Raw genomic sequence first — 22,832 nt, forward strand, 5'->3', positions numbered from 1 at the left:
CAGTTTTAAGCTCCAAACCTGATCCATTTATCACCTTCATGACCGAAGATAAAAGAACCAGGATGAAGCATTTCAGCCATGTCTTCAATCAGCGATACAGCATTTTCAGCTGATCTTTCCCGGTTAACATCATCATTAAGCAAAATGATGCGGTTGTTTTTTACTGCTTGCCAATCGCTATCTAAAACAGATGGCACCTCTCTCATCAGATCGGTAAGCATTTTCCCAGGTTGGTAGTAGATAATAAAAGCAGCATTCATCACGTCGGACTCGATCATTCCTCCAGCTAAAGCAATCTCTTCCGTAAGTAAATAACTTGGATTATTGTTTACATCTAATAAAGCAACCGGCATTTTATCCATAAACTTAATTTTATGCTCAACAATATCCAAACGCTCCTGTAAATCATCACGTTTTGTAGCATCCAAGCCAATAAATAAATCGTTTAAAAAAGACATCTGCATTAAATTTATTAATTTGTGCAAAAATAACATTCCTTACCGCATGCAAGGCTCATTTAGATATATATTTTGGATTTTTTGTCTTATCATCTGCATTTCCTGCAAACAAAAAAATAATAATAGCGACAAAAAAGTTTTCAATATCAATCTGGATCAAGGTCTGACTTCTCTCGATCCGGCATTTGCCCGAAACCAAAATGCGATTTGGATGACCAACCAAATTTTTAACGGCCTGGTGCAGATAGATTCATCGTTGCAAACTGTTCCATGTATTGCAAAAAGCTGGACGGTTTCTGCAGATGCACTGACCTACACATTTAACTTACGCGATGATGTATACTTTCAGGATGATGAAATTTTTAAAAATGGCAAGGGAAGAAAAGTTATTGCCAGTGATTTTGCCTATTCATTCTACAGGTTAATCGATCCAAAAGTAGCCTCCTCTGGCGGTTGGATTTTTAGTGACAAAGTCAAAGATCAATCGAGTTTTATTGCAATAAACGACAGTACTTTTAAAATTCAACTGGTTCGCCCTTTTCCACCATTTATGAATTTACTCACTACACAATATTGTTCGGTGGTGCCAAAAGAAGTGGTGGAGCATTACGGTAAAGATTTTCGAAGTCACCCGGTAGGGACAGGCCCTTTTAAATTCAAATATTGGAAAGAGGGAGAAATTCTGGTTCTATTAAAAAATGAACATTATTTCGAAAAAGATAACACAGGGAAACAATTACCGTATTTAGATGCCGTTAAAGCTACTTTTATCAGCGACAAACAGAGTGGTTTTATGAGTTTTTTAAAGAAAGACCTTGATTTTTATTACAACGTTGATGGAAGCTACCGTGATGACATTCTGACGAAAAGCGGTAAGATGAGCACCAAATACAAAGGCAAGTTTACCTTAACCAAAAGCCCGTATCTGTGCACGGAATACGTTGGCATTTTGGTTGATTCAAATTTAGCCTTGGTAAAAAACTCGCCACTGAAAATTAAGAAAATTAGACAGGCTATTAATTATGCCATTGATCGCGACAAATTGATTAGATATTTGCGCAATGGGATCGGCATCGCCGCAACTTCCGGGTTTATACCGAAAGGGATGCCTGGATTTGATAGTGTTGCCGTTCGGGGCTATTCCTACAATCCAAAGCTTTCTGCCAAACTGTTAAAGAAAGCTGGTTTCCCTGATGGGAAGGGTTTGCCGGAAATCACCTTGAATACTACCACTACTTACAAAGACTTGATCGAATTTATTCAAGGAGAGTTGACAAACGTGGGCATTAAAGTTAAAATTGATGTGAGTCCGAGCGCAAGTTTGAGAGATTTAATGTCGAAAAACAGTGTGAATTTTTTCCGTGGTTCATGGCTAGCCGATTATGCAGATGGAGAAAATTTTCTTTCGATGTTCTATTCCAAAAACAAAGTTCCCTTCGGCCCAAATTACTTTGCCTTTTACAATAAGGAATTTGATCGGTTATTTGAACAAAGTTATTACGAAACTGATAACGAAAAACGTTTTGCGCTTTACCGCAAAATGGACCAACTGGTGATGGAAAACTCACCTGTGGTGCCATTATTTTACGATCAATCGGTAGTGATGCTACAAAATAACATTAGCGGCTATGCATTTAATGCCTTAAGCTTAATGATCTTAAAAGGCATTAAAAAGGATTGATATCCTCACTTTTCTCTATCCATCAGCTTGCGTTTTAAAAAATCTGCCGTGGCATCACTCACTTTTACGCCATTAGAAAACTTCATCCAATGGTGGGTATCATCAGGAATAGCCAGAAATTCAAAATCCATCTTCAAATCTTCAAAGCGTTTCGCTAAATCTACACTTTGATTAAAAGCTACGTTGCGATCATCATCGGCATGGATGATCAAGGTTGGGGAAGTCCAGGTTTTAACATAGGTAACTGGTGAAGATTCATTCGCAATTTTCGCCGCCAAATCCGCATCGGGAGCAGGCGTTTTCCCTTCGATCGCTGTACTACTAAATCGACTGTTAACACCGTGAATGTCTACACCTGCAGCGAACAGCTTAGAGTCTTTCCCAAGTGCCAGAGCCGTTAAGTAACCTCCATAAGAGCCGCCATAAATCCCTATCCGTTTAGGATCGATATTGGCTTGATTCGCTAACCACCCCCCTGCTGCCTTAATATCCTGGTATTCTGAAGCACCTTGAGCTCCGGCATTTTTAGGTTTGTGAAAATCATATCCATAACCCAAACCCAAACGGTAATTGACAGAAAGTACCGTAAAACCCATACTCACGAGGTACTGATTCAAAGCATAATCAATGGAATAATAATCCATCGGGCTCCAGCCCAGATACATTTGGCGTTGGGGTCCACCGTGAACATAAACAATGGCCGGGTGATTTTTAGCAGCTTTTTTAGGAGAAAAAAGTTGTCCATAAACGGTATTGCCATCAGCCGCTTTAAAATTAACGTGTTTGGGAGTAACCATTTTCGATAACGGAAAATCTTTTGGAATCAATTCTTCACCAATTAGATTTATAGTTCCTCCGGCTTTCAAAAGTGCTGGCAGCAAGGGCCGCTGTGCAGTAGCACTTAAACAAAATACCTGTTTTGCATCTCCCGAAAATACGGGATAAGCTTCAATACCCAAACCCGAACTTAAAGGTTTCATATTGGCTTTATCCGCATCAACAGTATAGATATGTCTTCGGTCTAAATCATGAACGTCCTTACCGGTGTTGGATGCAAACACCAAAGTTTTTTTATCACTGCTTAATTTGATGTTTTCAACGGTGAAGTTACCAGGAGTAAGTAATATTTTTTGTGATCCATCAGCTTTCATGGCATACAAATGCGGCCATCCATCTTCATACGAAGTAAATACAATCCTATCCTTTGCCCACATTAAGTTTGCCCCACCCTCTATCGATGGAAAAGATCCACGTACTGTTTCCGGGGCCTTCCAAATTTGTTTGCTTTTTTCGGTTTTAAGATCAACTGTCCAAATGGCCCAGGGTTGGTGTTTCGCTTTTAATATAGAATCTGTTTCTCCGCCAACTCCTTGCATCCTGACAAAGGCTATAGCATCCCCGTCGGGCGACCAAACAGGAGAATTATCTCTGGAAAATGAGGGGGACAACCATTTAATTGGCGTTTTTTGATCTTGATAAATCCCTATAAATGAATGATCGGTGCGATTACTTACAAATGCAATTTTCTCCCCATCAGGCGACCATTTATAGGATGTATTAGATCCTTTTACGCTGATAATATTTTTTGCGGGTGAAGCGCCATCTGCCGGGCTTAGATAAATCTGACCTCCTTTCGCAAAGAGGAGCTGATTGCCTTTTGGTGAAAATACAGGGTTATCACCTTCGGAAATTGAATTTATTTTACCCCCTGAAAATGGAATGGTAAAAATTTCTACCTTGGGTGGGGTTGGTAAGGAAGCCGCATTCACTGAACCGCCGTCTCTTCCACCATGATCGCCGCCCTTTACAAAAACAACCCATTGGCCATCAGCAGAAATAGAAAGACTGGTCAGCTCCTGGCCATCATCTTCATTAAAGTTGGTTATTTTTACCGCTTTATAATCTGGCGCTTCGGCAGTATAAATATTTCTTTTACCTTGTTCATTAGCTGCCCAGGTCATTTTAGAACCCACTGGAGATGCTACCAATTGCGACGGAAAAGGATAACTAAGTACGGATTTAATGGAAAATGATTGCGCAAAAGCTGAGGCTATTGAAGCAAATACCAGTAAAGTAAAAAGCGCTTTCTTCATTATAGGAAATTTCTGGATAATTTATACAAAAAAGCCCTAACCAGTAAATGGGAAGGGCTTGAAAATTGTTTTTTATAAAATTGTTACTGATCCCACCACAATCTTGTGGTTCTTGGTACATCAACAGGAACGTTTGCTCCATTTTTACTCCTTTCACCCTGAGTGTAATCCAGGCGGCGAATGAAAGTTGGCAATGCATTATTCACTGGCAATGTAAAATCTTTGTATTTATAATCAAAACGGCGAGCATCATTCCAGGCTTCTGGGTTGAGATAGGTGGCGATATATTTTTCTTTAAAGATTAAATCTTTAGTAAGTGCGGCTGCGCCTATAGAAACTGTAGGCCTTGCTAAATAAGCTGCCTTATCTACTGCTTCAACCTGAAATTTATCCATGTTCGCAGAAATCCCTGCCAAATACGCGTTATATGATCTCGTTCTGTCGGTATCGAAAGCGGCTTCTGCTTCAATGAATTTTAGCTCTGCGTAGGTTACCAGAAAAATTGGAGAAGTGTTTCCGCTCCAGGGAGAATTCTGTGAAATATAGTTTTCATTTTTCAAAGTGTTTGCTCCGGGAGGTCGATTACCTGCTCCGTTTACAGTGCCAATCCATTTTCCATCAACTGTTAAGTCAGTAATTTTTGGCAGTCGTGGATCAATCGGACCAGGATATGATGTCCCGTTTAATGCATCAATTAATTGCTCAGAAAGCCATCCACCTAAAGATTGCTGTGAATTATTAAGCGCCACAGTTGCCCAAAAATTACGCTCTCTAAAAGTCTGCATTCTTGCATCTTCATTGTTATTAGCGATTGATTTGCTTACAGCATCTAAAACAGCTGCCGGATTGTAGCTAGCAGTTTTACTTACTTTATTCAATAGTCGAGCTTTCAAAGCGTAAGCAAACTTTAACCAGTTGGCCCTTTCAGTAGCAGCAGTAGTGCCATAAATTAAATCGCTGGCTGCCGCTAATTTAACCGCTGAGTTTGTTTTTGCCAACTCCACAATGGCCTCATCAATCAAAGCCATAGAAGATGCATAAACATCTTGTTGATTATCATACTTCGGCACTAAATTATTGATATTAAAAGCTTCAGAAAAAGGAGCATCGCCCCATAAATCATTCACCATGATCAAATTGTAGGCAATGATCACATCGGCAACGCCTTTATATTCGCTTGAATTTTGGGCAATCGCTAGCTTTTTCATTTCATTGGCATCAGCCATAGCAAAATACAAGGCATCCCAGGTACCACTAAAATCTATGGCCTGGTAAGTATCGCCGGCGCCATTTGCAGCAGGGTTGGCTGTATACTGCACGTAAGGCAAAATAATACTCGCCACATTATAGTTATTTAAACCCGCTTTATAAGTAGATGTTGCTAATAAGGCGTTTAAGGTTGGGTTAGCAACCTGGTTTGGATTATCTGATAGTTTATCAAAGTAACTATCCTTACAGCCTTGCAAACCTAATGTTGCAATCATGGCCGAAAACAAGGTATATTTTATAATCTTTTGCATCTTAATTCTTTTTAAAAACCAACATTAAGCGTGAACAGAATCTGACGGGAAGATGGATAGGTAAATCCTGCAGAGCCATCATTGTTGCTTCCTGCATCATAAGAACTTGATTCAGGATCTACGCCGTAATATTTTGTCCATAACCACAAATTGTTTCCCGTAACCGATAACGAAGCGTTTTTAATTGCTTTTGCAGGTAACCAATTCTGTGGAAAACGGTAAGATAAACTTGCCGAACGTAAACGTACCCAGGAAGCATCAGATACAAATGGCTCAGATACATTTCTGTAATAAATCCGGTAATAACCCTCGCCGTAATTAACATTATCAGGCCCGGTAGTTTGTCCGAGCCAAACTTGTTTGGTATTCGGCGTTCCATTTGCAAGTACACCTTCAAATGTTTTAAACGATCTTCTGTCGGTTGTATAATCTGGCAAGCCAAATGCCGAATAAAAATCTTCTAACCAGTTATATTTCTCGAAACCTAAACGGGCATCAAACAACACGTTTAAGCTGAAGTTTTTGTAGTTGAACGTGTTTCCTAAACCAATAATATAATCTGGTTGAGAGTTACCTAACAATCTTTGTGTGCCACCAGAAATGATTGGAAAACCATTTGTACCGATTAGTAAAGGAAGATTTTTATCTAAAACGATTGGATCCTGAGGGTTTGGAGAATACCTCTGGAAATAACTTCCATAAATATTTCCGTAAGGCTGGCCTTCTATCAGTTTCATGGTTACCCCAGCATTTCCATAACCTCTCGCAGCGCCATACACAATCTCTTTAATGCCATTAGGCATGTTAAGCACCTTGTTTCTATTTGCCGAAAGGTTAAGGTTTACGCTCCAGTTGAAATCTTTACCTACAATTGGTTTACCATTAATGACCAATTCTACACCTCGGTTACGAATATCGCCCGCATTAATTGATTTGGTTACATAGCCTACAGCTGATGAAATCTGGGTTTGAATAATTTGATCCTGACTTAATGAATAATAGTAAGTGAAGTCAAATCCCAGGCGGTTTTTGAAAAACGACATTTCCAAACCTGCCTCATAGGTATTTGTAAACTCTGGTAATAAATCAGGGTTACCCAGGTTAGAAGCAATTGTTAAACCACCTGTACCGGTTGGTAAATTACCGTAAGGAGAATAGCCTGTAAAAGTAGAATATTCTGAAGCATCCTTACCGATCCGTGCATAAGACAACCTTAATTTAGCCTGATTGATCACTGATGGCAGTTTTAAATGATCAGAGAAAACGTAGCTTAAACTTGCAGAAGGATAAAAGAATGATCTGTTTTCTTTTGGCAAAGTTGAAGTGATATCATTTCTTCCTGTAACGGTTAAGAACAGATAATTCTTATAATCAAACGTAGCCTCTCCAAAATAACCCACCAAACGCTTTTCGCGGAGGTTTTGGCTTAGCGTTACCACCCCTGCATTAGTAAGATTAAAGAAGTTATAAATCCCTAAAATACTGCCCAAGGTTCCAATCTCTTTAATTCGTCTGTCGTAAAGTTCTTGCCCTAATCTTAAAGTACCTGTAATGTCTTCCCCTAACTTAGTTGTAAAAGTAGCAACTAAGGTACTGTTCAGTGTTCTAAATTTGGTATTGTACTCTCCGTAGAAGCCCTGCTCGTTATCATACATCGCTTCACCGGTATACATTGGGCCACGAGCTGTTCTCACCCTGTTATCATTGTAGGTATCGATACCAAAACGGTACGATAGATTTAACCATTTTGCTGGATCATAACTTAAACTTGCACCGCCAATGAAGCGGTTTACATCGCCTTTAAGCTTATTATTAGCGGTTCCCCAAATCGGATTATTTGTTCCAAGATATTTTTGAGAACCATCTGCATTTTCATAATCAGAAACATCGTATCGAGGTGAAAAATAAGCTAAACCTTCTCCAAACCGATCGGCTGCATAAGTGTAACCACCTGAATTGGTAAAGTTCATGTTAACAGAAGCCTTAAACTTTGGACTGATAATGAGATCAGTATTTAGTCTTGCAGATAAGTTTTTATTATCCGTATTAGGCATCATCCCTTTTTGGTAAAGTTGCGAGATTGAGGAGAAAAATTTAATAGCATCACTTCCACCGGTTAATGAAACCGAATTTTTAACCTGCTGTCCAGTGCCAAAAGCCTGATCATAATTATTAAAAAGCTTATCAGGATGGGTTGGATCAATTAATTTCGCTTCCGCAATTGTTGGTCCCCAAGCTGGTCCGATACCACCTGGAGGATTGGTATAAACACCTAAAACCCCTTGTGTATATTCTGTTTGAACTTTCGGACTGATTAATACATTCTCGAAACCATAAGTACTATTGAAATTTACCTGGATTCCATTTTGCTTACCTCTTTTTGTAGTAATTACCACTACGCCGTTTGCGCCTCTTAAGCCGTATAAAGCCGTTGCTGCGCCGCCTTTTAAGATATTAATGGTTTCAATATCTTCAGGATTTACGTCCGAAGCCCTATTGGTTACACCTCTTGAGCCATAAGAATTACCGCCTGGATTTGCTCCTACAGTTGAAGTTGAGTTATCAATCTGTACTCCATCAATGACATAAAGCGGATCGCCAGAAATGTTTGGGTCAATGGAGTTTACACCCCTAACCCTGATACTTGCACCCTGACCAGGACCGCCACCAGTACTTGAAATAGTGGCACCAGCAACTTTTCCCTGTAACGCATTAACTAAATTAGGTTGATGGTTATAATTCAAGTCTTCTGATTTAACCGTTTGAGCAGCATAACCTAACGACTTTGCCTGCCTGGTAATCCCTAAAGCTGTAGAAACGGTAACTTCTTCCAGCTGTTGTGAATCTGAAGCCAACGCCAAAGCAATTGTAGTTCGGTTACCAACAGTAACTTCCTGTGTTTTGTAACCAATTAAACTGATCACTAAAACCGCAGATGAAGAAGGTACCTGAATAGTAAAACTACCATTACTATCAGTTGATGTTCCGGTAGTGCTTCCTTTTATTTTAACGCTAGCACCAGGTAATGGCCCAGAATCATCAGAAGAAGTAATTTTTCCTGTTACTGTTTTTACCTGAGCCATAGAAGAAAGACCCGTTAGCAAAACACACAAAAAAAATAGTGAGGTAAAGATTTTTCTCATATCTCTATTATTTAGGTTAAGGTTTGTTAGTTAGATGCAATATATAGTTTTTAAAAATAAAAAACCGCATAAAAAACCTAGCAAAAACTGGTTAACTCTAAATAAATAAAGAAATTTGCCATAAAACCTGCAATAAGAATCAGGCATATCGAAATTATACCGCAAAAACAAGCATAATCTTTGCTAAACAAACGGGTTATAAGATAATTTTCAGGTACTAAGTGTATTTTATACACCGTAAACAAAAAAGCCTTCGATTTTATCGAAGGCTTTAATATTTGTCTCTAAATTTTATTGTTGAATGCCGCCCATTCCGCCACCACCTTGTTGCTGGTCTTGTTTTGCGTCATCATTTTTGATTTTTTTCTTTTCTGTAAATTTCAGTTTACCGAAACTATAACTGAAGTTAACCCCAAATGACCGAAGCGGATAGTAGATATTCATGCTTTGGTAAATTGTACCCGTAGCATTTACTGCGTTATTTACTGTTTTAATATGAAGATCTTTTGTAAACGGATTTAACACGTTTACACCAATGCTTCCTTTTTTCTTAAATAAATCCTTTTTAAATGAGGCACCGTAAATGTAAAATGGATCGGTAACACCCTGATAGGTACGTACTCGCGAGGTAATTACATTGAAAAGTTCAAAATTATATCCTTTCCCGAAACCATAAGCAGAACGTACAAACCAATTGAAATTGAAGTAGGTACCCGTGTTAACATTGGTTTCGTTATTGGTTACTGAGTAAGTGCTACCAACAAAATTGGTCATCAATGTCCATTTTGGTTTAGGATTGTAAGAACCGAACAAGTTAAAGCCATAGGTTTCTGCAGTACCCACATTAATATACGAACTCAATGTTTTGTTAATGCCATTTTCTGTAACAGGTGAGATAGAACGCTCTATCACGCCACCTGTACGACGATAAAATAATGAAGCCGTAATAACTGAACCTTTAATATAGGTGTTATAACCCAATTCAAAATTTTGACTTAACTCAGGATCCAATTGTGGGTTACCTTGCATGATATTAAACTGGTCGCTTTCGTTACGGAAAGGATTCAGATAATTCTGGGTTGGTCTTTGAACACGGCGATTATAGCTCAATTTCAAAGTAGCCCCACCTTTCAAAGTTCTTGAAAGAATGGCACTTGGAAACAGGTTTAAATAATCATTTTTTTGGATTCCGCTGTTTTGAGTATTAAAATCAATCTGTGTATATTCTGCTCTAACCCCACCTTTAAACTTCCATTTTTTCGATAAATCGAAAGCAATTACACCGTAAGCAGCACCTACATCCTGGTTATAATCAAAATCTTGTGCAGCAACATCAAACTGACTTTTGATATCGCGTAAAATAGCTTTTGCACCAACCTCTAAAACGGTAGCTTTTGAAAACGGATAAGTATAATCCGTTTGGAAAGTATACTCATTGTTTTTTCCCGTATTGTTACTATTGGTAATTAAACCTGTTGGAAAAGCTGCAGAGGTAAGTGTATTACTGAAACGTGTGGGATTTCTACCCGTGGAAAGTTGTGCCGAAACAGAAAACTCTTCTCCCTCCTTCTTACTCGTTTTACGGTAATCCACGTTCCAATCCAAATTCCTGAAGGTCATTTCCATATCTCCAATATTTGCCGCAGCAATGTTGTTGATGATATAATTGGTTTCACTTGGACCTCCGTTAGAAAAGCTATTAATTTTAGCCGTTGTACTAATGTTATTGTAAGCATTAAAATCGTAATCTAAGCCCAAGCTTCCATTGTAGCCATCACGTCTCCATTTAGAGAATCCATTTTGCGAAATGCTATTGGTTGTACCGTTTAAATATGTGGTGTTGGTTATAAATTCTGTAAGCGATTTTTGCGGATAAGCTAAGTTAGTACCCAAACTAGTGTTCACACTTAAACGGCCAGTTTTAGCAGTTAGGTTAAACGCTCCATTGTTCTGGCGTGTTCCAACTGATGCGTTAACACTTCCGCTAACACCTTGTGCTGTAGATTTTTTAGTGATGATATTGATAATACCTCCCGATCCTTCGGCATCGTATTTTGCCGAGGGACTGGTAATCACTTCAACACTTTTAATTTGCTCTGCCGGAATCATTTTTAAGGCATCAGCTACACTGCTGGCCATTGTTCCAGAGGGCTTACCGTTAATTAACACACGAACAGCCCCGCCACGCAATTGTACATTTCCTGTAGCATCAACCGATAACATGGGCACTTTACGCATCACGTCTGTAGCATCGCCACCGGCATTAGTTCCGTCAGCTTCAGCGTTATATACCATTCTATCGATCTTATTTTCGATCACTGCTTTTGTTCCCTGAACCTGTACATCAGCCAAGGTATTTTCTGTTGAAGAAATATAAATGGTTCCTAAATTCTGATCGGGTTTTGCCGGGGTGGTGTTAACCAAAATAGTTTTGGTTTTGTAACCCATAAAACCGATCATCAATTTATAAGAATCAGGCGCAACATTTTGCAATGATAACTTTCCTTTCGGATCTGTTACCCCACCGTTTACCGATTTATTATCCTTTGTATTAATAAGCGAAACTGTTGCGTAATCTATAGGCTGTTTGGTAACAGAATCTAAAATGGTTGCCGTAACACGGCCAAAAACGGTTGGTTTTTTTGCACCTCCACCTAAACCACCAGGAAATTGGGCCTGAGCATTGATAAATATTCCCAGGGATAGGATTAAGAGTAAAATTCTTTTCATATTAGTTAGTTAATCTTTGGTTATTAGTCGGCGGAAGAGGCCATTTGTTACAATGCAGGAGAATACTTTTTCGCGACTTCGTTAATTTAGTCGGCAAAGGTGCAAATTTTTCAGACAATAACAGCGTAAAAATGATAGTTCACTAGAAATGTAAAAAGAAAAAAAATAGATCGGAAATAAGCAAGAATAACATGCTTCTCATCCTTAACAATTTAATTTGATAGTGATATGATTACCGAGTGCATATACCCTTAATGGAATAGATGTTTTCCAGTATATTGAAGCATTGAAACAACCAAAAAAGCTTAATTAAGAGACATTAGAGGATAAAATAAATATGCACTGGCTGCCCAGCGCATATTTATTTTATCAGCGAAGAAATGGATTCTGCCAACAGAAATTGACTATACTTTTCTTATTTTGATAATCCGCATCCAGTGCAAAACCTTCATTACCGGATAGGTTGGATCAAACTCCCACCATTTAGTAGCAAAGTTAGGACTATTGGGTTTTTTATGGTGATTATTCTGAAACAACTCTCCCATTAATAGAAAATCCCAAGGTAAGGAGTTTTTGCTATGGTCATCATTATCGTGGTTAGAATAACCATATTTATGCCCGCACCAATTAACAATGGCGCCATGTAACGGACCCATTAAAAAATGAATTGGCAATAAAATAAACAACCACCAATGGTTTGCGAACATGATATAAAAACCAATATAAAATAAACCACATGCAATTCGCCATAACCAAGAATTTCCAATCTTGTCGACTATAGGCCATTCAGGATAATTACCCTGAAAAGCCGGTTCAGGTTGTATTTTAAACTGCAAATAGTTCATATACATATTTTTTGTAGCAATCATCATCCCGAAAACATCCTTAAAAAAATGTGGGGAGTGCGGATCCTTTTCTGTATCGCTATAAGCATGATGCATACGGTGCAAAATAGCATAAGCCCTTGGATTTAAGAATGATGAACCTTGAGAAATAAGTAAAATTAAATAAAAGAATTTTTCCCAGAAAGGCTCCATCTTAAACATTTTATGCGATGAATAACGGTGAAGGAAAAAGGTTTGGCTAAATAAGGATAAGAACCAATGGCAAAGAAAGAAAATGAGGATAATCATGTATTGTGTGTATGCTTTATTAACGTATTTTATCTACGTTTAGTTTTGGCGGTTAGAAAACCAAGGTATGGGAAAGGAAGAGTTACTACAATCCTGCCCGATTAAAACGAGCAGGATTTAAAAAATATTATCTGCCAAAATCATCCTGAACGCGAACGATATCGCTTTCATCAGATGGGTTTGATGCATCTGTATGTTGCCAAATCTCTGCTACAACACCCCAGTCATCTAAACCGATTAAACGGTGGCGTTCACCTTGTTGTAATTTAATTTGATCTTTTGGGGCGTATGTTTTCACTTCCCCCTCTTCGTCAGTCTGGCTGGTTTTAATACCAACTGTACCGGTAACCACTTGCCAGATTTCGGCTCTGCGGTGGTGGTATTGCCAGGATAAACGGGTATTCGGAGCAACGATCAATATTTTCGGACTTAACTTGCCGCCAATTTTTAAACTCTCTACATCTAAGCCATCAAAATAAGTATCAGCAAATTGTTGAGCCTGCGCCTCATCAATTACAAAAAAACCGCCCCAAGGACGTGTTTCATCGCGGTTTACCACATTAAAACCTTCAATTTTTAAACGCTGTGCAACGCTGTCAAATATTTCTTTTTTATCGTTTGTCATTACTAATTAGGTTATTTTTAAAGCAAAGAAACTGTAAACAATTTTGGTTGATCACAATCTACAGTTTTGGCAAAAATAATGCTTATAAATTAAAAACTCCTTTTTACGACTGCATTTTTTAGTAATATTTTCGAGCTGTTTAGAATCGGGAGAAAGTGTAAAGTTTACTACAGCCGCTGTCGACAGGAAAAGATTTAATCTCAATGTAGGATTAGAAAATATTCCTGTATTAATTGGATTGATATCAAGCCTGTGGTAATGGAATGCTTATGCCTTTGGAAGCGCTTCAACTTTTATTTTGGGGAAACGAAGCGATAAACGTTATTTCACTTTAGCGAAAGCTATATTTTGCGAATCCTGTTCTGCACTAAGCTCTTGGACTTTGATTTTGTTCATGGCCATTTCAATAGTAACAGAGGCATTAGGTTTCTGATATTGATCAGAGATAGACCCTGTAACGGATAATATTTGTTTAAGTGCGGCAAAAAATTGACGATCCTTATTTTTTACATATTGTAAATCTCTACCAGATTCACTATAGCTCCTATTTACATTTTCAGCACAGTTTTTCTGGTAAGCATCCAACATTAACAATTTGTTTGTAATAGCCTCTAATGCTTTTTTCGACAATAAAAAACCTTTTATTTCTACCACTTCATTGTTTTTTAAAACATAGGTGTGGCCATCAAAGGCTACTAATGAATTGGAGTTAAAAATTGATTTGGCTACCGGGTACGGAATGCGTAACTTTTTAATTAAGCTTTTATTGAATTGGTATCGCTGATCAGCCAATTGCTTCACATATTGGTTACCATCAATAGCCTGATTTATATTCTGTGCATCAGCATGACAAATAAAACTGGAGAGGAGAATGGCGATAATGAAGATGTTTTTCATGCTTAATTTTTGAACTTCAAAATAACACAAAAATTTTCAAATTATGTATAATAAAGTTTACAATTAACTTTACAATTGAACAACTATAAGTTGTATAACTGATTTCACCATAATTTTTAGCAATGACGCTGAGTAATGTTGAAACATACAAACTTCAGAATCTCTTCAGAATTCGATGATAGCTTTGGCCTTTCGGCCAGAATGAATATCAAACCAATGAACATCTTTAAAAAATTAAATAGTCTATTTCAGTGTAGATTTGGACCTGTACTAGTTGCTGTTATTTTGCTATGCACCGCTTCGCTGCTGACGAGGATTTCGCTCTTAGTTTATTCCTCGGCATCTTTTGAGTGGAGTTTAACAAATCTCCTCAAGGTATTTGTTATTGGCCTATTCTATGATCTTGCAGCTGCTTCTTATGCAATAATCCCCCTTATTCTTTATCTGTGGATTTTCCCATCGAGATGGTACAGCAAAAAAATAAGTAAGATATTAATTCTTGCCTATTTTTTTGTGGTAATATTCACGCTTATTTTTAATGCAATTTCCGAATGGATTTTCTGGGAAGAATTTTCGGTACGCTATAATTTTATTGCGGTCGATTATCTGGTTTACACTACTGAAGTTATCGGAAATATCAGGCAGTCATACCCTGTTATTCCCATTTTAACGATCCTTCTTGTCCTTTCAGCATTTATCACCTACTTATTAAGGAAAAAAGTGTGGGAATCTACCCTTATTCCAATGCGTTTTGCAAATCGTTCAAAGCTTCTATTGCTATTTCTTATCGCTCCGATTGCCACCTACTTTTTAGTTAGCCACAACTGGAAAAATCACAGTCGTAATCAATATGTAAATGAACTTTCGGGCAATGGCATGTACGATTTTGGCTTTGCCTTTTGGCACAACGAGTTAGATTACGATACATTTTATAAGACTATACCACTCGAAAAAGCCTTGTCTATCATCAGAAAAGATCTTAATTTTTTACCAGTCAATTTAAGAAACCGTAACACCATCAGGAATATCAAAGCTGATTGGGCTGAAAAGAGAATGAACGTCATCCTGATTAGCGTAGAAAGTTTGAGTGCTGAATTCCTGGGGAGTTATGGCAATACACAAGGCATCACACCCAATCTGGATTCACTTGCAAAAGAGGGTCTGCTGTTCACCAATTTATATGCTTCAGGTACACGAACGGTTCGTGGTTTGGAGGCATTATCACTCTGTATACCGCCAACACCGGGGCAATCTATCGTTAAACGCCCAAACAATAAAAATCTTTTTACATTGGGCAGTGTATTTCGTTCTAAAGGCTACAGCAGCAGGTTTATCTATGGCGGTTATGGCTACTTTGATAATATGAACGAGTTCTTTTCTCAAAATGGTTATCAAGTCACTGATCGAAATGCATTGAGTGAAAAGGAAATCCATTATGAAAATACCTGGGGTGTTGCGGATGAAGACCTATTTACGCTTTCGCTCCGGGAACTGGACAAAGATTACAAAAGCAAGAAACCCTTCTTTGCGCACATCATGACGGTTTCGAACCACAGGCCATACACTTATCCGGAAGGCCGCATTGATATTCCATCACATACCGGACGGGAAGGCGCCGTAAAATATACCGATTACGCGATTGGAAGATTTATCAGAGAAGCAAAACTTAAACGCTGGTTTGGGAATACACTTTTCGTCATCGTTGCAGATCATTGTGCATCAAGTGCCGGAAAAGTTGAACTTCCAGTTGATAAATACCATATTCCAATGATAATATATTCACCAGCACATATTAAGCCTGGCAAATTCGAAAAACTTGTGGCACAGATCGATATTGGGCCTTCAATACTAGGATTGCTCAATTTCAGCTATCAAAGTAAGTTCTTCGGTCAGGATGTTTTTAAAATGAAAGACCAGCAGCAAAGGGCATTTATCAGTACCTATCAGAGCTTGGGATATCTTAAGAACAACAAACTTATAATTTTAGATCCAAACAAGAAATCAAACACATTTACGCCGAATTTTAAAACCGGGGCTTCCAAAGTAATCCCTTCTGAAAGTTGGCTAACAGATGAGGCCGTTGCAAATTACCAGTTAGCGTCTTACTTGTATTCAAGTGGCGGATATCATCAATAAATCTATTTCATACCCTTAAAACAATAGAAAACGCTACTTGCCATTGCGTTTGGCAATGCAAAATCGTCGGTTAAAGCCTATGGAGAAAGCTTACGTTAACAATCAATTATGAAAAATCTACTATTTATTGCACTCGTTGCGATTTCATCAACAATACCTTGGGAACAGAACTTTGAAACCGCTCAGAAAAACGCAAAGGAACAGCACAAGCTTATTCTCCTGAATTTTTCTGGCTCGGATTGGTGCGGTCCATGTATTAGAATGCATAGTGAAATTTTTGCTGATCAGGGATTTATAAAAATGGCAACAGCAAATCTGGTGATGATTAATGCAGATTTTCCTAGAAACAAGAAAAAACAGCCTGCGGAAGCGATTAAAAAGCAGAACGAAATGTTGGCCGAAAAATATAACCCCCTGGGGAAATTTCCTTACACAGTAATTCTGGATCAGGATGGAAAAGTACTCAAAGCGTATGATGGGTTGCCAAATCAAACTGTAGGTGAATTTACAAACGAGCTCCAAAAAATCTGCGATGCAAAAAGATAGTGAATTACAGCTCGCTAAAGCTTTCAAACTTACCGAGCGCTTGATGGGAAATACTTTTGAGCTAACGGTTGTTGCAAACAGCGAAAAATGGGCAATGCAAAAGATCAGGCTCGCAATTGATGAGATAAAAAGAATTGAAAATCTATTCACCACGTTTAATGAGAATAGCCAAACCAATCAAATTAATAGCCAAGCTGGAATTGCGGCTGTAAAAGTTGACCCTGAAGTTTATCAGTTGATAGAACGTTCTATACGGATATCAGCAATTACAGATGGTGCATTCGATCTTACTTACGGCTCTATTGACAGGAAGTTATGGAACTTCGATAGTACCATGACACGTCTTCCCGATATCGAAACGGCTAGATCAATGGTGAGATTGATCAATTATAAAAACATCATTCTTGATCCTCTAAATAATACCGTAATGCTTAAAGAAAGGGGAATGCGGATAGGTTTTGGAGGAATAGGAAAAGGTTATGCGGCCGAAATGGCAAAATCTCTGTTAAAAAAAGAAGGAGTATGCGCTGGAATTGTAAATGCTTCCGGCGACCTCACCACTTGGGGCACACAGCCCAATGGGGAGCCATGGACAATTGGCATTGTTGACCCCGATCATAAAAACACCCCATTTTCTTATTTGAACGTAACCGATATGGCAGTTGCTACATCTGGCAATTATGAAAAGTTTGTAAATATTGGCGGCAAAAAGTATTCGCACACCATTAATCCCAAAACCGGCCTTCCAGTTACCGGCATAAAAAGCGTAACCATTATTAGTCCAAATGCAGAAATAGCCGATGCCATGGCAACTCCAGTTACCGTAATGGGGATTTCAGCAGGTTTGGATATGATCAACCAAATTAATTACCTGGGCTGCATCATTGTAGACGACAATAATAAAATCTATACCAGTAAAAATATCAACCTTAAATGAAAGCAAAATTGATCAAACGAATGCTCGTGGTAGCAACGGCACTTGGTGTATTGCTCGTTGTACCTTCCTGCACAACAGTTAAAGAATATCAAAAAAACAGATTAAACGATGCAGAAATGATTCTAGGAAATAGGAAGATTGAGAAGACCGAGCTCAGCTTTCAAGGATACCGGGAAGGTGCTTCGGGCGCAAACTCAGGAAAAAGCGGCGGTGGTTGCGGATGTAATTAATAAGATAAACACATGAAAAAAATATTTTTAACTGCAGCGGCTGTTTTCGCATTGTTGCATTCCTTTGCCCAAACAACACCAAAAGACAGTACTGGTTTTCAGAGCAGAAAACTTAAACTGGATGAGGTAAATCTGGTTTCGAGTTATTATACACAGGATGGAAACAATGCTGCTGTTACGGGCGGTATCGGCTCACAAAAACTCACTGATATTGCCAACGTATTTGATGTGAAAATGGTTAAATATGATGCTAAATCACGAAAACATACTTTTGGTCTCGAAGTGGGGATCGACCATTATACTTCCGCATCATCGGATATGATCGATCTTCAGGCAAACTCTTCTGCCTCTCATGCCGATACCAGAATTTATCCTTCGTTAAGCTGGAGCATTGAAAATGAAAAGAAAGGAACCACTTTAGCATTCGGTCTTTCTTCATCAACAGAATTCGATTACCAATCATTTGGTGGTAATGTGAGTTTCTCTACCAAAACCAAGGATAAAAGTGGGGAGTTTACTGCTAAATTGCAAACTTACCTGGATCAGGTTACTTTAATTCAGCCGACTGAACTGAGAACAAATACCATGGATGAGCAGTATGGATCGGCAGCACGAAATACATTTGCAGGTTCTTTATCATACTCACAAATTATTAATGAAAGATTTCAGGTGATGTTACTGGCCGATCTGGTGCAACAGAATGGCTATCTCAGTCTTCCTTTTCATAGGGTTTATTTTAAAGATAACGCTGTGCACCAGGAAAATCTTCCAGACAGCAGGCTTAAAATCCCGCTCGGTTTTAGGGCAAACTACTTTATTGGCAATAACCTGATCATTAAAACATATTACCGTTATTATACCGATAACTGGGGACTTAAATCTCACACCGCGGACATAGAGGTGCCTATCAAAATCAATTCTTTCTTCTCCATTAGCCCTTTCTATAGATATTATACTCAAACGGCAGCCAAATATTTCGCTCCGTTCCAAACGCATACTGCGGCAGATCAATATTATAACAGCAATTATGATTTATCTAAGTTCAACAGTGATTTTTATGGTGCAGGTATTCGGTTCGCTCCACCAAAGGGCATATTGGGTATGCAACATTTCAGCATGCTCGAAATTAGATATGGGCATTATGCCAAAAACATTAACATGAGTTCGGATATTATTTCATTAAACATCAAATACAAATAAGGCTACTTTAGCTATCTTGTAGCAATTTCAACATACATGAAAATACTGGTTATAGAAGACGAGCATACGTTACGGGCAAACATTATCGAATACCTGATGGCAGAAGGTAACGTATGCGACCAAGCTAAAACTTTTGCTGAGGCTGCGCAAAAAACCGCCCTTTACAGTTATGATTGTATCTTGTTGGATCTTACCTTACCAGATGGTGATGGGCTAACTTTGCTGGCCGATTTAAAAAAGATGGAGCGTAAAGATGGCGTCATTATTATTACCGCAAGAAATTCGGTAGATCAACGAATAGAAGGCCTTAGTCTGGGAGCGGATGATTATCTCATTAAGCCATTTCACCTTTCAGAACTTAGCGCAAGGATCATGGCGGTTATCCGTAGGCGCACCTTTAATGGAAGTGATGTTGTAGTATTTAACGAACTTGCCATTGATGTTCAGGCAAAAGAAGTTAAAGTAAATGGTAAGGACATTAGCTTAACCAGAAAAGAGTTTGATTTGCTGGTTTATTTTGTAGCCAACAAAGCTAAAGTCATCTCAAAATCTGCAGCAGTAACCCATATTTGGGGCGATCATGCAGATATGGCAGATAGTTTTGATTTCATTTATACCCACATTAAAAATCTAAGAAAAAAATTAGTAGATGCTGGCTGTAAAGACTATTTTCATTCGGTTTACGGAGTGGGTTATAAATTCGCTGAATGATGAGATTATTTACTACTTACAACAGGGCTTTGTTAACTATCAGTATAATTGGCTTGCTCATTATTGGCTATCTTTTTTACAACACCTTAAGCCAGTACCTCAATAAACAAATTGACAACTATCTGGTTGAAGAGCTTCTGGAAGTAAAAGATTATGCTAGAAATAAAACCAACTATCCAGCTCATGTAGTTTTCGAAGATTTGGTGATCGAGTACCACAAGATCTCCAAACAACATATTAAAAGACATTTTGGCGATACAGTCTTTTTTAATCCGAAGAAAGGCCATAAAGAGAGCGGCAGATTTTTGGAAGAGGACCTGGCATTAGGTGGTAAAGATTATAATGTTAAGATTATCGCCTCTAAAATTGCACATGCAGATCAGGCACAGAGTATATTTTTGGTCATTATCCTACCTGTTTTGGGGCTGTTAGTCGTCATTTTATTGGTAAACAGATACATGACGAAAAATATTTGGCTTCCTTTTAGGCAAATTTTGGCAAATCTGAAATCATTTAACCTAAACCATGGTGGAAATTACCAGAAAGTTGACACTTCGATAGTTGAATTCAAAGAATTAAATGATGCCATAGTTGATATCTCTCAACGCGTCAAATCTGACTATAAAGAAATTAAACTCTTTACCGAAAATGCATCACACGAGATGATGACGCCCATTGCGGTAATCAATTCGAAATTAGATATGATGCTGCAATCGAACAATTTAAGTGAAGAAGAAAGCAAAAACCTGATTGACCTTTACAGTGCTACTTCTAAACTTACCAAACTAAATCAATCGCTTTTATTATTGGTGAAAATTGATAATAACTTATTGAAAGATAAGGAGGAGGTTAACTTAAAAAAGCTAATCGAAGAAAAACTCGCCTACTTTCAAGAGTTTATCCAGCAAAAAAATATCAACATAAAATTGGATTCACAGGACAAAGAACTGCTTATGAGTAGATATTTAGCAGATATTTTGTTAGATAATTTGATAGGAAATGCAATTAGGCATAATAAAATAGATGGATCGATAAATATTGAACTTAACGCTAAAAAGCTAGCTATCAGTAACACCAGCGAAGCTGATGCTTTAGATCCATCAGTAGCTTTTGAGCGTTTTTATAAGTCGCCTTCTTCTGAAGGAATGGGATTGGGTTTAGCCATAGTTAAACAAACAGCTGAACTACATCAGTTTAAAATTGTTTATAGTCATGAGCACAATTTACATTCCTTTTGCTTAATATTCTGATACTACAGAATCTCTTCAAAATTGAGAACTAGCTTTGTTCTAAATCAAAAGGAATGAAATATTTAGTTCTCATACTTAGCGTATTCAGTTTAAATTTAAAAGCGCAGAACATTGATAGTCTGGGCAAAGTTGAAGTATACTACAATCATTATAATCACAAAAAGCTTAATGCTTATATCATACCAACTGTATTTGTTGGTTATGGTTTAGTTTCATTGGGCAGTAATGCCATAAGAGATTTAGATTTAAGTACAAAAGCAGAATTAAGCGAAGATCATCCAAAATTTGCAGCACATGTAGACGATTATGCCATTTTTTCTCCCCTATTGGCCATGTACGCTTTAGATATTGCAGGTATTAAAGCAAAAAATAATGCGCTAGATCAAACCGCAATGGTATTAATTACTACGGCAATTACCACAGCAACAATAACCACTTTAAAAAGTAAAACCCACCGTTTAAGACCTGATGGTTCGAGCGATAACTCTTTTCCTTCTGGGCATACCGCAACCGTGTTTGCTGCCGCAGAAATGTTACGTCAGGAATTTAAAGATCAATCGCCATGGCTTGGCTATGCCGCTTACGCCGTTGCTACAGCCACAGGTATGTTAAGAATGTATAACAATAAACATTGGTTAAGTGATGTGGTTGCTGGTGCTGGCTTTGGAATTTTATCTACCAAATTAACCTATGTCGTGTATCCACACCTTAAGAAGTTTATTGGCCCTCATATGCGGAGTTTAAGTTTTGCACCATTGTACCAGCAACACCAAGTAGCCTATAGATTTGCCTACAAATTTTAGCGGCAATGGCAGCGTGACACGCACTATTGAAAGTATAGCGGCAAGGATTTGGTTTGCATAACTTATGCAAAACGTTCTCCTTCCCTATCTAACAAAGGGCAACAACTTCTCCATCGAAATCCCTAAATAATCGCAGACATGAAAAACCGTAATGGGTTGATGTTTCTGCAAACCATTACAATCTCTAATCAATTGTAAAATGCGCTGACAGGTACGCTCGCTCTTGCCAGTCATCAGCTTAAGATCGGCAGTATAAAAACATAAACGATGTATTGGCGCACTCATCACTCATTTTCTTTATGGGGTAAAACAGGTCATCTCCATCTACCAAATTTAGCTCATCTATCAATAGTTACAAAGCATCCTGTAACTTTTAGAAAATTGACAAGACCAAGTAAAACAGCGTATGCAAAATTTGCAATAGCCTATGCAAGCCCCCATTCAATTTTTGCAACAAAAAAACAAAAGTGTTGCAAATATGATAAGTCATATTGTGGGTTATTTATCAAAAATTGGCGGAAAAGGTAAGTTTTCTGCCTAAAATAACATTAAATGGTACGGCGTCAGTGAATTAATCGTTAGCTACAACACTAACTCCACTCACATTGCCCTACACCTTCCGCGTCATTGCGAACCCGATCCTTCATCGGGTGTGGCAATCTCAGGCACAACTTGTCATCCCGACCTGTACCGATTTTACATCGGTAGGCGATGGATTTCTTGCCATAAATTCCAAACA

Annotated in this window: 18 protein-coding genes; 9 read left to right on the forward strand and 9 right to left on the reverse strand. The window is 38.1% G+C overall.

All coding sequences use genetic code 11. From position 1 onward, the window contains the following. Positions 1–5: 5 nt before the first annotated feature. Positions 6–458: a hypothetical protein gene (locus OQZ33_RS16300; protein ID WP_056848686.1), complete on the reverse strand. Its 453-nt coding sequence runs from the start codon at positions 456–458 to the stop codon at positions 6–8. A 211-nt stretch (positions 459–669) separates the two neighbouring features. On the opposite strand from OQZ33_RS16300, the gene OQZ33_RS16305 reads away from it, so the two are divergent. Further along, positions 670–2,139 carry an ABC transporter substrate-binding protein gene (locus tag OQZ33_RS16305; protein WP_265800162.1) on the forward strand — a complete coding sequence of 490 codons (1,470 nt, stop codon included), beginning with the start codon at positions 670–672 and terminating at the stop codon, positions 2,137–2,139. A gap of 5 nt (positions 2,140–2,144) precedes the next feature. Here the strand turns inward: OQZ33_RS16305 and OQZ33_RS16310 are convergent, their stop codons facing one another. The 7 genes from OQZ33_RS16310 to OQZ33_RS16340 all read right to left on the reverse strand — a co-directional run bounded on the left by OQZ33_RS16310 (position 2,145) and on the right by OQZ33_RS16340 (position 14,280). Then, positions 2,145–4,232, reverse strand: coding sequence for a S9 family peptidase (locus OQZ33_RS16310; protein WP_265800163.1), 2,088 nt, complete (start codon positions 4,230–4,232; stop codon positions 2,145–2,147). Positions 4,233–4,315: 83 nt separating this feature from the next. Continuing rightward, positions 4,316–5,752: a SusD/RagB family nutrient-binding outer membrane lipoprotein gene (locus OQZ33_RS16315; protein ID WP_265800165.1), complete on the reverse strand. Its 1,437-nt coding sequence runs from the start codon at positions 5,750–5,752 to the stop codon at positions 4,316–4,318. A gap of 11 nt (positions 5,753–5,763) precedes the next feature. Further along, entirely contained in the window at positions 5,764–8,895 is a 3,132-nt protein-coding gene (locus OQZ33_RS16320) for a SusC/RagA family TonB-linked outer membrane protein (RefSeq protein WP_265800166.1), read from the reverse strand. 291 nt (positions 8,896–9,186) lie between these two features. Further along, complete coding sequence (locus tag OQZ33_RS16325) at positions 9,187–11,625, reverse strand: TonB-dependent receptor domain-containing protein (protein WP_056848681.1); 2,439 nt, start codon at positions 11,623–11,625, stop codon at positions 9,187–9,189. A gap of 404 nt (positions 11,626–12,029) precedes the next feature. Next, on the reverse strand, positions 12,030–12,758 hold the full coding sequence (locus OQZ33_RS16330) for an acyl-CoA desaturase (RefSeq protein ID WP_056848680.1): 729 nt from the start codon (positions 12,756–12,758) through the stop codon (positions 12,030–12,032). Positions 12,759–12,885: 127 nt separating this feature from the next. Further along, the gene (locus OQZ33_RS16335) at positions 12,886–13,383 is read right to left on the reverse strand and encodes a phosphoheptose isomerase (protein ID WP_056848679.1); all 498 of its coding nucleotides are present in this window, start codon (positions 13,381–13,383) and stop codon (positions 12,886–12,888) included. Positions 13,384–13,704: 321 nt separating this feature from the next. Next, complete coding sequence (locus OQZ33_RS16340; protein WP_056848678.1) at positions 13,705–14,280, reverse strand: hypothetical protein; 576 nt, start codon at positions 14,278–14,280, stop codon at positions 13,705–13,707. Positions 14,281–14,415: 135 nt separating this feature from the next. On the opposite strand from OQZ33_RS16340, the gene OQZ33_RS16345 reads away from it, so the two are divergent. The 8 genes from OQZ33_RS16345 (at position 14,416) to OQZ33_RS16380 (ending at position 22,093) form a co-directional block, all read left to right on the forward strand. Continuing rightward, positions 14,416–16,416: an LTA synthase family protein gene (locus OQZ33_RS16345; RefSeq protein ID WP_265800168.1), complete on the forward strand. Its 2,001-nt coding sequence runs from the start codon at positions 14,416–14,418 to the stop codon at positions 16,414–16,416. A gap of 108 nt (positions 16,417–16,524) precedes the next feature. Further along, a complete protein-coding gene (locus tag OQZ33_RS16350; protein ID WP_265800170.1) occupies positions 16,525–16,962 on the forward strand; it encodes a thioredoxin family protein in 438 nt (145 codons plus the stop codon). After that, positions 16,949–17,899: an FAD:protein FMN transferase gene (locus OQZ33_RS16355; RefSeq protein ID WP_265800172.1), complete on the forward strand. Its 951-nt coding sequence runs from the start codon at positions 16,949–16,951 to the stop codon at positions 17,897–17,899. The genes OQZ33_RS16350 and OQZ33_RS16355 overlap by 14 nt, the downstream gene beginning before the upstream one ends. Beyond that, the gene (locus tag OQZ33_RS16360; RefSeq protein WP_265800173.1) at positions 17,896–18,129 is read left to right on the forward strand and encodes a DUF4266 domain-containing protein; all 234 of its coding nucleotides are present in this window, start codon (positions 17,896–17,898) and stop codon (positions 18,127–18,129) included. Before OQZ33_RS16355 ends, OQZ33_RS16360 begins: the two co-directional genes overlap by 4 nt. A gap of 12 nt (positions 18,130–18,141) precedes the next feature. Further along, positions 18,142–19,329 carry a DUF3570 domain-containing protein gene (locus tag OQZ33_RS16365; protein WP_265800174.1) on the forward strand — a complete coding sequence of 396 codons (1,188 nt, stop codon included), beginning with the start codon at positions 18,142–18,144 and terminating at the stop codon, positions 19,327–19,329. A 36-nt stretch (positions 19,330–19,365) separates the two neighbouring features. Then, positions 19,366–20,040: a response regulator transcription factor gene (locus tag OQZ33_RS16370; RefSeq protein ID WP_265800175.1), complete on the forward strand. Its 675-nt coding sequence runs from the start codon at positions 19,366–19,368 to the stop codon at positions 20,038–20,040. Then, entirely contained in the window at positions 20,037–21,290 is a 1,254-nt protein-coding gene (locus tag OQZ33_RS16375; protein WP_265800176.1) for a sensor histidine kinase, read from the forward strand. Before OQZ33_RS16370 ends, OQZ33_RS16375 begins: the two co-directional genes overlap by 4 nt. 53 nt (positions 21,291–21,343) lie before the next feature. After that, on the forward strand, positions 21,344–22,093 hold the full coding sequence (locus OQZ33_RS16380) for a phosphatase PAP2 family protein (protein WP_265800177.1): 750 nt from the start codon (positions 21,344–21,346) through the stop codon (positions 22,091–22,093). Positions 22,094–22,177: 84 nt separating this feature from the next. Here OQZ33_RS16380 and OQZ33_RS16385 read toward each other — a convergent pair whose 3' ends face one another. Further along, entirely contained in the window at positions 22,178–22,378 is a 201-nt protein-coding gene (locus OQZ33_RS16385) for a hypothetical protein (RefSeq protein ID WP_265800178.1), read from the reverse strand. Positions 22,379–22,832: the final 454 nt, after the last annotated feature.

Source organism: Pedobacter sp. MC2016-05 (genome assembly GCF_026239735.1).
Taxonomy (GTDB): Bacteria; Bacteroidota; Bacteroidia; order Sphingobacteriales; family Sphingobacteriaceae; genus Pedobacter.